Origin of the sequence: Paenibacillus sp. FSL L8-0470, from assembly GCF_038008625.1 — a bacterium.
Lineage (GTDB): Bacteria > Bacillota > Bacilli > Paenibacillales > Paenibacillaceae > Paenibacillus_AQ.
In genome coordinates this window covers 6,658,181-6,671,708 of record NZ_JBBOZM010000001.1, presented here as the reverse complement: position 1 = coordinate 6,671,708, position 13,528 = coordinate 6,658,181, and the positions used below count along the sequence as shown (strand labels likewise).

Sequence of the window (13,528 nt, the reverse complement as noted above, 5' to 3'; positions counted from 1 at the left end):
ATGGGAATCAATTTGTGCTCGAGTCGTTCCAATTATGCGTTAATTTATTATTTTATAAAAAAGGGTTGCAAACATTCATTCAGCATGATATATTATCTCTTGTGCTTATGAGGCATCGACGCTGAACTTGATTAGCGAAGAAGAAATAAGTTGACAAGCAATGCAGAAACATGATATGATCTAATTCCTGTGCAAGAGACATGTCGTTGAAAGCCGGGAGCAAGTTCTTTGAAAACTGAACAAATGGAACGCGTTAATTTTAAAGATTCATTTAATGAATCGTCAGTTTCAAATGAGCAATCGCTCTTTTCAATATCTTTTTCGGATGGTTATTTTCTCGAAGTAATTCGGATGGAGTAACCGCTCGAAAAAACCAATTTGGAGAGTTTGATCCTGGCTCAGGACGAACGCTGGCGGCGTGCCTAATACATGCAAGTCGAGCGGAGTTATGAAGGAGCTTGCTCCGGAATAACTTAGCGGCGGACGGGTGAGTAACACGTAGGCAACCTACCTCTTTGACTGGGATAACTACCGGAAACGGTAGCTAATACCGGATAATTCCTTTGTTCACATGGACGAAGGATGAAAGGCGGAGCAATCTGCTACAAGGAGATGGGCCTGCGGCGCATTAGCTAGTTGGTGGGGTAACGGCTCACCAAGGCGACGATGCGTAGCCGACCTGAGAGGGTGAACGGCCACACTGGGACTGAGACACGGCCCAGACTCCTACGGGAGGCAGCAGTAGGGAATCTTCCGCAATGGGCGAAAGCCTGACGGAGCAACGCCGCGTGAGTGATGAAGGTTTTCGGATCGTAAAGCTCTGTTGCCAGGGAAGAACGTCCGGTAGAGTAACTGCTACCGGAGTGACGGTACCTGAGAAGAAAGCCCCGGCTAACTACGTGCCAGCAGCCGCGGTAATACGTAGGGGGCAAGCGTTGTCCGGAATTATTGGGCGTAAAGCGCGCGCAGGCGGCTATTTAAGTCTGGTGTTTAAACCTTGGGCTCAACCTGAGGTCGCACTGGAAACTGGGTGGCTTGAGTACAGAAGAGGAAAGTGGAATTCCACGTGTAGCGGTGAAATGCGTAGATATGTGGAGGAACACCAGTGGCGAAGGCGACTTTCTGGGCTGTAACTGACGCTGAGGCGCGAAAGCGTGGGGAGCAAACAGGATTAGATACCCTGGTAGTCCACGCCGTAAACGATGAGTGCTAGGTGTTAGGGGTTTCGATACCCTTGGTGCCGAAGTTAACACAGTAAGCACTCCGCCTGGGGAGTACGGTCGCAAGACTGAAACTCAAAGGAATTGACGGGGACCCGCACAAGCAGTGGAGTATGTGGTTTAATTCGAAGCAACGCGAAGAACCTTACCAGGTCTTGACATCCCTCTGAATCCACTAGAGATAGTGGCGGCCTTCGGGACAGAGGAGACAGGTGGTGCATGGTTGTCGTCAGCTCGTGTCGTGAGATGTTGGGTTAAGTCCCGCAACGAGCGCAACCCTTGACTTTAGTTGCCAGCAGGTAAGGCTGGGCACTCTAGAGTGACTGCCGGTGACAAACCGGAGGAAGGTGGGGATGACGTCAAATCATCATGCCCCTTATGACCTGGGCTACACACGTACTACAATGGCCGGTACAACGGGAAGCGAAGCCGCGAGGTGGAGCCAATCCCAGCAAAGCCGGTCTCAGTTCGGATTGCAGGCTGCAACTCGCCTGCATGAAGTCGGAATTGCTAGTAATCGCGGATCAGCATGCCGCGGTGAATACGTTCCCGGGTCTTGTACACACCGCCCGTCACACCACGAGAGTTTACAACACCCGAAGTCGGTGGGGTAACCCGCAAGGGAGCCAGCCGCCGAAGGTGGGGTAGATGATTGGGGTGAAGTCGTAACAAGGTAGCCGTATCGGAAGGTGCGGCTGGATCACCTCCTTTCTATGGAGAATCGTTTCCTGCAACGGAAACATTCAAATCGGAAGCTTAGCTTCCAAGATACTTAACGCGTATCCATTTGTTCGGTTTTGATGGAATTTGCGGGGCCATAGCTCAGCTGGGAGAGCGCCTGCCTTGCAAGCAGGAGGTCAGCGGTTCGATCCCGCTTGGCTCCACCAACAAACTTCATCAATAGTAACACCTTGATCCTTGAAAACTGGATACCGAAACGAATTTGCGTTTTAGAACATCTTTTAGCTGAAACTTGTGTAAACAAGTTTTAATTATAGCGATGCTAGCGATTTTCCTTCTGGGAAAACGCATTGGTTAAGCTAATAAGAGCACACGGAGGATGCCTAGGCGCCAGGAGCCGACGAAGGACGTGGCGAACAACGAAACTGCCTCGGGGAGCTGTAAGCAAGCTTTGATCCGGGGGTGTCCGAATGGGGAAACCCAGCTGTGGTAATTCGCAGTTACTTCTCTCTGAATACATAGGAGAGATAGAGGCAGACCAGGGGAACTGAAACATCTAAGTACCCTGAGGAAGAGAAAACAATAGTGATTCCGTCAGTAGCGGCGAGCGAACGCGGAACAGCCTAAACCAAGGGGCTTGCCCCTTGGGGTTGTGGGACGTCTCACATGGAGTTACAAAGGAATATGGTAGGCGAAGAGGTCTGGAAAGGCCCGCGATAGAGGTAAAAGCCCTGTAGCCTAAACTGTGTTCTCTCCGAGACGGATCCCGAGTAGTGCGGGGCACGTGAAACCCCGTATGAATCCAGCAGGACCATCTGCTAAGGCTAAATACTACCTGGCGACCGATAGTGAAACAGTACCGTGAGGGAAAGGTGAAAAGCACCCCGGAAGGGGAGTGAAATAGAACCTGAAACCGTGTGCTTACAAAAAGTCAGAGCCCGATCTAGGGGTGATGGCGTGCCTTTTGTAGAATGAACCGGCGAGTTACGTTTAACATGCAAGGTTAAGGTGAGAAGCCGGAGCCGCAGCGAAAGCGAGTCTGAATAGGGCGACTTAAGTATGTGGACGTAGACCCGAAACCGTGTGATCTACCCCTGTCCAGGGTGAAGGTGCGGTAACACGCACTGGAGGCCCGAACCCACGTATGTTGAAAAATGCGGGGATGAGGTGGGGGTAGCGGAGAAATTCCAATCGAACTCGGAGATAGCTGGTTCTCCCCGAAATAGCTTTAGGGCTAGCCTCGGTGAATGGAGTGGTGGAGGTAGAGCACTGATTGGGTGCGGGGCCCGCAAGGGTTACCAAGCTCAGTCAAACTCCGAATGCCATTAACTTCTTGCCGGGAGTCAGACAGTGAGTGCTAAGATCCATTGTCAAAAGGGAAACAGCCCAGACCATCAGCTAAGGTCCCCAAGTGTGTGTTAAGTGGGAAAGGATGTGGAGTTGCACAGACAACCAGGATGTTGGCTTAGAAGCAGCCACCATTGAAAGAGTGCGTAATAGCTCACTGGTCGAGTGACTCTGCGCCGAAAATGTAACGGGGCTAAACACACCACCGAAGCTATGGCTAGATGCTTTGCATCTGGGGTAGGGGAGCGTTGTATGTGGGTTGAAGGTGTACCGTAAGGAGCGCTGGACAGCATACAAGTGAGAATGCCGGTATGAGTAACGAAAAGATCAGTGAGAATCTGATCCGCCGAAAGCCCAAGGTTTCCTGAGGAAGGCTCGTCCGCTCAGGGTAAGTCGGGACCTAAGGCGAGGCCGAAAGGCGTAGTCGAAGGACAACAGTTTGAAATTACTGTACCACCGTAATCCGCTATGAGCGATGGGGTGACGCAGGAGGGTAGTGACGCGGACTGATGGATGTCCGTCTAAGCAGTGAGGCTGGTGTGTAGGCAAATCCGCACACCGTTAAGGCTGGGCTGTGATGGGGAGCGAAAATTATAGTAGCGAAGGTCATGATCTCACACTGCCAAGAAAAGCCTCTAGCCAGGAGAAGGTGCCCGTACCGCAAACCGACACAGGTAGGCGAGAAGAGAATTCTAAGGCGCGCGGAAGAACTCTCGTTAAGGAACTCGGCAAAATGACCCCGTAACTTCGGGAGAAGGGGTGCCTCGGTAGGGTGAATAGCCCGAGGGGGCCGCAGTGAAAAGGCCCAAGCGACTGTTTAGCAAAAACACAGGTCTGTGCGAAGCCGCAAGGCGAAGTATACGGGCTGACGCCTGCCCGGTGCTGGAAGGTTAAGGGGAGCGGTTAGGAGCAATCCGAAGCTGTGAACCGAAGCCCCAGTAAACGGCGGCCGTAACTATAACGGTCCTAAGGTAGCGAAATTCCTTGTCAGGTAAATTCTGACCCGCACGAATGGCGTAACGACTTGGGCGCTGTCTCAACGAGAGATCCGGTGAAATTTTAATACCTGTGAAGATGCAGGTTACCCGCGACAAGACGGAAAGACCCCATGGAGCTTTACTGCAGCTTGATATTGAATTTGGGTACGATCTGTACAGGATAGGTGGGAGCCGTAGAGGCAGGAGCGCAAGCTTCTGCGGAGGCGCCGTTGGGATACCACCCTGATCGTATCTAGGTTCTAACCTAGTGCCCTAATCGGGTACGGGGACCGTGTCAGGCGGGCAGTTTGACTGGGGCGGTCGCCTCCTAAAGAGTAACGGAGGCGTTCAAAGGTTCCCTCAGAATGGTTGGAAATCATTCGAAGAGTGCAAAGGCATAAGGGAGCTTGACTGCGAGACCTACAAGTCGAGCAGGGACGAAAGTCGGACTTAGTGATCCGGTGGTACCGCATGGAAGGGCCATCGCTCAACGGATAAAAGCTACCCTGGGGATAACAGGCTTATCTCCCCCAAGAGTCCACATCGACGGGGAGGTTTGGCACCTCGATGTCGGCTCATCGCATCCTGGGGCTGAAGTAGGTCCCAAGGGTTGGGCTGTTCGCCCATTAAAGCGGTACGCGAGCTGGGTTCAGAACGTCGTGAGACAGTTCGGTCCCTATCTGTCGTGGGCGCAGGAAATTTGAGAGGAGCTGTCCTTAGTACGAGAGGACCGGGATGGACGTACCGCTGGTGCATCAGTTGTTCCGCCAGGAGCATGGCTGAGTAGCTACGTACGGACGGGATAAGCGCTGAAAGCATCTAAGCGTGAAGCCCCCCTCAAGATGAGATTTCCCAATTAGTAAGACCCCTTGAAGACGACGAGGTAGATAGGTTGGAGGTGGAAGTGCAGCAATGCATGGAGCTGACCAATACTAATCGGTCGAGGGCTTATCCAACAAATTAAGACGCAGATTCGTTTCGGATTCAGTTTTCAGGAATTAAGGTTCCTGAAGCATTTACGCTGTAAATGCCCGTTTGGTGGCGATAGCGGAGGGGTTCCACGCGTACCCATCCCGAACACGACCGTTAAGCCCTCCAGCGCCGATGGTACTTGGACCGAAGGGTCCTGGGAGAGTAGGACGCCGCCAAGCACACAAAGCCATTGTTGATTTATTGACAGTGGCTTTTTTGTGTTTGTGCAGGGCTGTGGAAATGCTGTGGATAATTTTCAGGAAGTGCAGAAAACTTACACACATGTGGATACAATATTAGAAAGGCAACTACCTCTGAAAGATGTGGATGAAAGACATATTCTCGGAGATTCGTCAAGAGAAAATCCAAGTAATACACGGGTTTTGTGGATAATATGTGGAATTTGTGGATAGAGACTGTGGAATCGTGGATAACTATTTTTTGCCGGAAAGATATTCTTTCCGGTTCTTTGTGCTGCTGTGTATAAGTTGTGGATAACCATTGGATTCTTTATAATCTTTCTTGGCGGATTCGCGTACCGTTTCTGGGCTTGATATACTCTTAATAAGCACTATTCTATTTGATAATGAGGTGAAGGTATTGGAGATCAGGCAATTGCAGCTGGAGGATTTTGAGGCAAGCCTTGGCTTGTCCGAGTACGCTTTTCAATTCAAACTTAACGGTGACGACAGAGTGAAATCCAAACAAAAGTTCAAGCCGGAAGGAGTCTGGGGCATTTTTGAGGAAGGGGAGCTAAGTGCGAAGCTGACACTGCTGCCTTTTCAGGTGTATGTGCAAGGCAAAGCGGTCTCCATGGGTGGGATTGCCGGAGTGGCGACATGGCCGGAGAACCGCAGACAGGGACTTGTGGCCAAGCTTTTGTCCCACACGCTGCAAACAATGAACGAGTCAGGTCATACATTATCCTTCCTGCATCCCTTCTTGATTCCTTTTTACCGCAGGTTTGGGTGGGAGATCTACTGTGAATATAAGAAGTACACGATACCGGTGGGCAAGTTTCCGCGGAAGGCCGAAATGGAGGGGCATGTAGAGCGCGATAAAGCGAACATTGAAGTATTGGAACAGTTATACGGGCGCTTTGCTTCCGGGTATAACGGTGCGCTGCTTCGTGATCGTGAATGGTGGGAGAACAGCGTAGTGGATGAGGATACACATCATTGTGTGTTTTATTCTGCAGCGGGTGAACCGGGAGGTTATGTGCTTTATAAAATAGAGAACAAAGAACTGGTTATTGATGAATTCATTTTTATGGACGAAGAAGCCCGCCGGGGATTGTGGACTTTTCTCGCTAACCATGATTCGATGGTCACCGCTGCGAAATTAAAGCTGGTGCCAGCCGATGATATGCTGCCGTTTTTGCTTCCGGATCCCCGTATTCCGCAGGAGAATTATCCTTATTTTATGGCGCGTATTGTTAATGCCAAAGCCTTTGTGGAAGGACTCACCTTTAAGGAACAGAGTGAGCTGCAAAAGCGCACGTTGTATATTGAGGATGAGCATGCCCCTTGGAACGAAGGGCTGTGGGAGTGGAAGGTCGATCAGCAAGGCGAGGCATCTTTAATACAAGTAGAGGGTAACGGAGAGCAGGCAGATTTGCGCTGCGGTATTGGAACATTGACGGTGCTGCTGCTTGGATACAAACGTCCGGGAGAATTGCACCGCTGTGGGCAGTTAACCGGCAGTCTAGAAGCGGTGGAGTGGCTGAAAGGGATTATGCCGCAGGCACGGACCGCATTGTTTGATTTCTTTTGATCGTAAGCAGCTCTTCCGCGCTGAATGAAGCAGGGAGAGCTTTTTATTTTTCATATTAAAAAATGCATGTTGATCTAAGGGTTATTCCGAATACAATGGCGGCAATAAGTAAAAAATAAGACTAACCACTTGGAATTCAGTGAGAATATGTTATAATATGAAAAAAGTCAAAGAAAGTCAAAGTCAACGCATCCCAAAAGCAGTCTCTCCTAAGTTGTAAAGCCTGAAAGGCAGGACATTGTGTCCGATTCGCCATCAGGTGCTTCGGTTAAGTTCTTAAGAGATCACCGACGGACGGATGTACAGCAAGAATTACCCTAACGCTTTGAACACTGGAGGATGAGTGATGCGTAATATCTCCGATATTATCGAACAATATCTGAAGAATATTTTGCATGAAAGTCCCGAAGGTACGGTGGAAATTCAGCGTAATGATCTGGCGGACCAGTTTTCCTGTGTACCGTCGCAGATCAATTATGTCATCAGTACGCGCTTTACTTTGGAGAAGGGCTATGTGGTCGAGAGCAAACGTGGAGGCGGAGGTTACATCCGGATTCAGCGCTTTGAGCTTCCTCAGAATGTGGCGCTTTACGCACATCTCAAATCCACGATAGGCAATGATATTGACCAGAATTCCGCCGAAGGGCTGATCTACCAGCTTGAGGAGGCCCTGTTCTTAACCAAGCGTGAAGCGTGTCTCATGCGCGCCGCTGTTTCCCGGGATTGTCTGACGATTAATCTGCCCTACCGGGATGAGATTCGTGCCAAGATTATGAAAGCCATGCTGATTTCTTTGCTTGGTAAATAATACGAATGGTAAGGGGGACACCGCTTATGCTTTGCCAGGAATGCGGCGTCAAACCGGCTACCCTTCATTTCACCAAAATTGTGAGTGGAGAGAAGACGGAATTTCATATTTGTGAAAGCTGTGCGCGGGAGAAGGGGGAGTTAATTCCCGGAACCGCGGGCGGGTTCTCCATTCACAGCCTGCTCTCCGGTTTACTGGATCTGGAAGGTTCCGGCAAGGAGAAATCCGCGGCAACCAAAAATGCACAGGGACTGAAATGCGAGAATTGCGGCATGACGTATTCCCAGTTCAGCAAACTTGGACGGTTCGGCTGCAGCTCCTGCTATAAATATTTTGACAGCACGCTGGATCCGCTGTTCCGAAGAGTGCATGGCAGTACCGCTCATGTAGGCAAGCTGCCAAAACGTGCGGGGGCACAAATTATGTGCAAACGGCAAATTGATGAACTGAAGTTGGAATTGCAGCAAAGCATTATGCAAGAGGAGTTCGAAACTGCAGCCGAGCTGCGGGATCAGATCCGCCGACTTGAAAAAGAAATGGCACAAGAGTAAAGTCTTTCATATATAGGGGGGATGCGGCATGTCAAGTCTCCGGTTTACCGAACAAGCGCTTAGTGACTGGATGCGCTGCGGTGGCAGCCATTCTGAGATTGTAATCAGCAGCCGTATGCGTATCGCCCGCAATCTGGAGCACCTGCCTTTTCCTTTGCTGGCATCTGCCGAGCAGGCGGAAGAGGCGCTGGAGCAGCTGGCACCCGTGTTTCAGGGAGAAGCTGCAGCGGACTTTGGTACCTTTCAACTGCTGAAGCTGGATGAGCTGGATGAGCTGGATAAAAAAGTGCTGGTGGAGAAACATCTGATCAGTCCAAATCTAGCCAATGATTCACGGGGTGGAGCGGTCATTCTGAACGAGGATGAGTCGGTCAGCATCATGATCAATGAGGAAGACCACCTCCGGATTCAATGTCTGTTTCCCGGCCTGCAGGTTAAAGAGGCTTGGGTAAGGGCTACGGCCATCGACGATATTTTTGAGGCTTCTGTCAATTATGCCTTTGATGATAGAAGAGGGTACTTAACGAGTTGTCCCACCAATGTAGGAACCGGGCTAAGAGCCTCGGTGATGCTGCATTTGCCGGCACTGGTTATGACCCATCAGATCAACCGGATTCTATCCGCTGTAAATCAGGTGGGACTGACCGTAAGAGGAATTTATGGTGAGGGCAGCGAAGCAGTAGGGAACATCTTTCAGATATCCAACCAGATTACGCTGGGACAGACCGAAAGTGAAATCATTGAGAATCTTCACAGTGTGGTCACCCAGATTATAGAGCATGAACGGAATGCCCGTGAACGCCTGCTGGTTGATTCCGCACTGCGGATTACCGACCGGATTAAACGTTCTTACGGCATTTTGTCCTATGCGGCAGTAATGGAGCTTAAAGAGTCGGCCCAGCGGTTATCCGATTTGCGGCTTGGAGTCGATTTGGGGATACTGGAAGGGCCTTCGATTTCAGTGCTGAATGAGCTGAATGTCAAGACACAGCCCGGATTTTTGCAAAAGCTGTTCGGCGATGAGCTCACGGCTACTGAACGTGATATGTACCGGGCAAAGCTGCTCCGGGAAACACTGGGATCACAACATTAATTATAGATATTTATTATTCGTGGAGGTGCAGGAGATATGATGTTTGGAAGATTTACGGAACGCGCACAAAAAGTGCTGGCGCTGGCGCAAGAAGAAGCTGTTCGTTTGGGACACAACAACATTGGGACAGAACATATTTTGCTCGGACTGATTCGTGAAGGAGACGGCATAGCCGCGAAAGCTCTAATCGGACTTGGTCTGGGTCTTGAGAAAATTCAGGATGAAGTGGAAACACTGATCGGCAGAGGACAGGAGCAGCCAACAAACATCGCGTATACTCCTCGTGCCAAAAAAGTTATTGAGCTGTCGATGGACGAAGCCCGCAAGCTGGGACACACTTACGTCGGCACTGAGCATATCCTGCTCGGACTTATCCGTGAAGGCGAGGGTGTAGCTGCCCGTGTACTTAACAACCTGGGGATCAGCCTTAACAAGGCCCGCCAGCAAGTGCTGCAGCTGCTCGGCAGCAGCGAAGCTACTTCCAGCCACAGCGGTGCGCCTGCCAATGTCAGCACACCAACGCTGGATGGCCTGGCCCGTGACCTTACCGCCTATGCCAAGGATGGCAACCTGGATCCGGTTATTGGCCGCAGTAAGGAAATTGAACGTGTCATTCAGGTGCTGAGCCGCCGGACGAAGAACAATCCGGTGCTGATCGGTGAGCCTGGGGTTGGTAAAACAGCCATTGCCGAAGGTCTGGCCCAAAAGATCATCAATAATGAAATTCCGGAAACGCTGCGCGACAAACGCGTAATGACTCTGGATATGGGTTCTGTAGTAGCCGGAACCAAATACCGCGGTGAGTTTGAAGACCGCCTTAAGAAGATTATGGATGAGATTCGCCAGGCAGGAAACATCGTGCTCTTCATTGACGAGCTGCACACCCTGATCGGTGCAGGCGGTGCGGAAGGTGCCATTGACGCCTCCAACATCCTGAAGCCGGCTCTGGCCCGTGGAGAGCTGCAATGCATCGGTGCCACTACGCTGGATGAATACCGCAAATATATTGAGAAAGATGCAGCCTTGGAACGCCGCTTCCAGCCTATTACGGTGGATCAGCCTTCTCCTGAGGAAGCTGTACAGATTCTTTACGGACTACGTGACCGTTATGAAGCCCATCACCGTGTGAAGATCACGGATGAAGCCATCGTAGAGGCTGTAAAACTGTCCGACCGTTACATTCCTGACCGGTTCCTTCCGGACAAAGCAATTGACCTGATTGATGAAGCCGGTTCTAAGGTAAGATTGAATTCTTACACGATTCCGCCGAATCTGAAGGAACTGGAAATGCGTCTGGATGATATCCGCAAGGAGAAGGATTCAGCCGTACAGAGCCAGGAATTCGAGAAGGCTGCAGCACTGCGGGATACGGAGCAAAAGATCCGCGAGGAACTGGACACGACCAAGAACCAGTGGAAAGAGAAGCAAGGCCGCACCGACTCGCAGGTTACACCGGAGGATATCGCTCAAGTGGTAGCCAGCTGGACCGGCATACCGGTCAGCAAGCTGAAGGAAGAGGAAACCGACCGTCTGCTTAATATGGAGTCTATCCTGCATGAACGGGTAATCGGCCAGGACGAAGCCGTCAAGGCAGTCAGCCGGGCCCTCCGCCGGGCACGTGCAGGACTTAAGGATCCTAAACGCCCTATGGGTTCTTTCATCTTCCTGGGTCCAACCGGGGTTGGTAAAACCGAGCTGGCACGGGCGCTTGCTGAAGCAATGTTCGGTGATGAGAATGCGGTGGTCCGGATTGATATGTCGGAGTATATGGAGAAACACTCCACTTCCCGTTTGGTAGGAGCGCCTCCAGGTTATGTGGGTTATGAAGAAGGCGGACAATTGACCGAGAAGGTACGCCGTAAACCATATTCCGTAGTACTGCTGGACGAAATTGAGAAGGCTCATCCAGAAGTATTCAACATCCTGCTGCAGGTGCTGGAAGACGGCCGTCTGACCGATTCCAAAGGCCGCGTGGTCGATTTCCGCAACACTCTGATCATTCTTACCTCCAATGTAGGAGCGCAGGCGATCAAGAAGAATTCGACACTGGGCTTCACAGCGGTGCAGGATGCGGGAGCAGACTACACCAATATGAAGGGCAAGGTTATGGATGAGCTGAAGAAGAGCTTCCGTCCCGAGTTCCTGAACCGGATCGATGAGATCATTGTCTTCCACTCTCTGGAAGAAAAGCATATCGCAGAAATTGTTACGCTGATGTCCGATGAGCTGCGCAAGCGGCTGCGTGAGTACGATGTGGACTTTGAGCTGACAGAGGGAGGCAAAGCCTTCCTGGCCAAAGAGGGCTATGATCCAGCCTTCGGCGCACGTCCGCTTCGCCGGGCGATCCAGAAGCATATTGAGGACCGGCTGTCTGAAGAACTGCTGAAGGGCAACATCAAAAAAGGTGATTCCCTCAAGATTGATGAGGTGAACGGTGAGCTTGTCGTAACTACCGTTGAGCCGCCAGCAGCTTCCCTGGAAAAAGAAGTAGAAACTGAGAAATAATATCCATCTGTGAAACATAGCTCCCGTTCCTCCGTATAGAGGGGCGGGGGCTTTTTGTTGCTGTTCAGACCCTTTTGGTGATAATTCATCCGAATTTCAGGAAAGTTAATGAGATACTCCTCAAAAGTAGCTCTGAACTGACCTTCCGTTCAAGGTGCAGAAATGGTAAACTTTGAATAAGAGAAAATTATCCGCAATTTAAGCAGTTCAGACGGTAAGGAGTACACATGGCTAAACCAAAAACTAAATTTTTCTGCACCGAATGCGGCTACGAATCGCCGAAGTGGTTCGGCAAATGCCCGGGCTGCCAGGCATGGAACTCCATGGTTGAGGAGACCGAAAGCGTAGTCAAAACACAAGGAATGAATGCACCTATTTTTCAGAGTAAAGAAAAGGCGCAATCGATCATAAATATAGAAAGTGACAAAGAGCCCCGTATATTGACAGGCATCGGTGAGCTTAACCGGGTTCTCGGCGGAGGTATTGTGCCGGGTTCGCTGGTGCTGGTCGGAGGCGACCCCGGCATCGGGAAGTCAACCCTGCTGCTGCAGACCTCGCATGCATTGACTACTCAAGGTTTACGCGTATTGTACATCTCGGGAGAAGAATCTGTTCGGCAGACCAAACTCCGTGCCGATCGCCTCGGGGCGTTGTCGGCAGAGCTGTATGTACTGTGCGAGACGAATATGGAAAGCATCGAGGAAGCCATTGAACAGATCAAACCTCAGTTCCTCGTCATTGACTCCATCCAGACGGTATTCATGCCGGAAGTAACCAGTGCACCTGGCAGCGTGACACAGGTTCGGGAATGTACGACAAGATTTATGCGTATCGCCAAAATTCGCGGGATCGCAACCGTACTTGTTGGTCATGTCACCAAGGAAGGCGCGATTGCCGGGCCCCGAATGCTGGAGCATATGGTGGATTGCGTGCTCTATTTTGAAGGAGAGCGGCATCATACGTACCGGTTGCTGCGGGCAGTCAAAAACCGCTTCGGTTCAACCAACGAGATCGGTATCTTTGAGATGGGGGAGATCGGGCTTACAGAAGTGGAGAATCCCTCCGAGCTGTTCTTGTCCGAACGTCCGCTAGGTGTAGCGGGTTCAGCAGTAGTGGCGAGTATGGAAGGAACCAGACCGGTGCTTGTTGAGCTTCAGGCACTTGTCGCTGCAACTCATTTCCCTTCCCCCCGCCGGATGTGCACAGGTATGGACCACCAGCGGATGGCGCTTATTATTGCGGTGCTGGAGAAACGGATGGGGATGTTCCTGCAAAACCAGGATGCTTATCTGAACGTTGCCGGTGGGGTAAAGCTGGATGAACCAGCAGTAGATTTGGCTGTAGCTATCAGCATTGCTTCCAGCTTCCGCGATATATCAACCAAGCCTTATGATGTCTTCTTTGGTGAAGTCGGTCTCACCGGTGAGGTCAGGGGGGTCTCACGCGCGGAAATGCGGGTGAAGGAAGCGTCTAAACTTGGCTTCCGGAGAGTGATTATGCCAGAGAAGAGCATGAAAGGCTGGAAACATCCGCAGGATATCCAGATTATTGGCGTCAGTACCGTAGCAGATGCACTATCGGTCGCGTTAGATTAGGGGGCA

At 51.0% G+C, this 13,528-nt stretch carries 6 protein-coding genes, 1 tRNA gene and 3 rRNA genes; all 10 read left to right on the top strand.

Features of this window, described 5'->3' with window-relative positions:
• Window positions 1–375: 375 nt before the first annotated feature.
• The 10 genes from NST99_RS30515 (at window position 376) to radA (ending at window position 13,522) form a co-directional block, all read left to right on the top strand.
• A 16S ribosomal RNA gene (locus NST99_RS30515) occupies window positions 376–1,931 on the top strand.
• 100 nt (window positions 1,932–2,031) lie between these two features.
• Window positions 2,032–2,107, top strand: a tRNA-Ala gene (locus NST99_RS30510).
• A gap of 146 nt (window positions 2,108–2,253) precedes the next feature.
• Window positions 2,254–5,181 (top strand): 23S ribosomal RNA (locus NST99_RS30505).
• Window positions 5,182–5,259: 78 nt separating this feature from the next.
• A 5S ribosomal RNA gene (gene rrf / locus NST99_RS30500) occupies window positions 5,260–5,376 on the top strand.
• The 16S, 23S and 5S rRNA genes sit together here with 1 tRNA gene alongside, the layout of an rRNA operon.
• Window positions 5,377–5,797: 421 nt before the next feature.
• Window positions 5,798–6,970 carry a GNAT family N-acetyltransferase gene (locus NST99_RS30495; RefSeq protein ID WP_341096638.1) on the top strand — a complete coding sequence of 391 codons (1,173 nt, stop codon included), beginning with the start codon at window positions 5,798–5,800 and terminating at the stop codon, window positions 6,968–6,970.
• A gap of 346 nt (window positions 6,971–7,316) precedes the next feature.
• Complete coding sequence (locus NST99_RS30490; protein WP_038597151.1) at window positions 7,317–7,778, top strand: CtsR family transcriptional regulator; 462 nt, start codon at window positions 7,317–7,319, stop codon at window positions 7,776–7,778.
• Between the two features lie 26 nt (window positions 7,779–7,804).
• The gene (locus tag NST99_RS30485; protein WP_341096636.1) at window positions 7,805–8,329 is read left to right on the top strand and encodes a UvrB/UvrC motif-containing protein; all 525 of its coding nucleotides are present in this window, start codon (window positions 7,805–7,807) and stop codon (window positions 8,327–8,329) included.
• A 28-nt stretch (window positions 8,330–8,357) separates the two neighbouring features.
• Entirely contained in the window at window positions 8,358–9,422 is a 1,065-nt protein-coding gene (locus NST99_RS30480) for a protein arginine kinase (RefSeq protein WP_038597147.1), read from the top strand.
• A 36-nt stretch (window positions 9,423–9,458) separates the two neighbouring features.
• The gene (gene clpC / locus NST99_RS30475; protein WP_038597145.1) at window positions 9,459–11,927 is read left to right on the top strand and encodes an ATP-dependent protease ATP-binding subunit ClpC; all 2,469 of its coding nucleotides are present in this window, start codon (window positions 9,459–9,461) and stop codon (window positions 11,925–11,927) included.
• A 227-nt stretch (window positions 11,928–12,154) separates the two neighbouring features.
• On the top strand, window positions 12,155–13,522 hold the full coding sequence (gene radA / locus NST99_RS30470) for a DNA repair protein RadA (RefSeq protein WP_038597143.1): 1,368 nt from the start codon (window positions 12,155–12,157) through the stop codon (window positions 13,520–13,522).
• The last annotated feature ends 6 nt before the right edge of the window (window positions 13,523–13,528 follow it).

What these genes read in the sequence shown, in the direction of transcription:
- NST99_RS30480 (WP_038597147.1), top strand. Translation starts at nt 8,358, where the DNA reads ATGTCAAGTCTCCGGTTTACCGAACAAGCGCTTAGTGACTGGATGCGC.
- NST99_RS30485 (WP_341096636.1), top strand. Translation starts at nt 7,805, where the DNA reads ATGCTTTGCCAGGAATGCGGCGTCAAACCGGCTACCCTTCATTTCACC.
- clpC (WP_038597145.1), top strand. Translation starts at nt 9,459, where the DNA reads ATGATGTTTGGAAGATTTACGGAACGCGCACAAAAAGTGCTGGCGCTG.
- radA (WP_038597143.1), top strand. Translation starts at nt 12,155, where the DNA reads ATGGCTAAACCAAAAACTAAATTTTTCTGCACCGAATGCGGCTACGAA.
- NST99_RS30490 (WP_038597151.1), top strand. Translation starts at nt 7,317, where the DNA reads ATGCGTAATATCTCCGATATTATCGAACAATATCTGAAGAATATTTTG.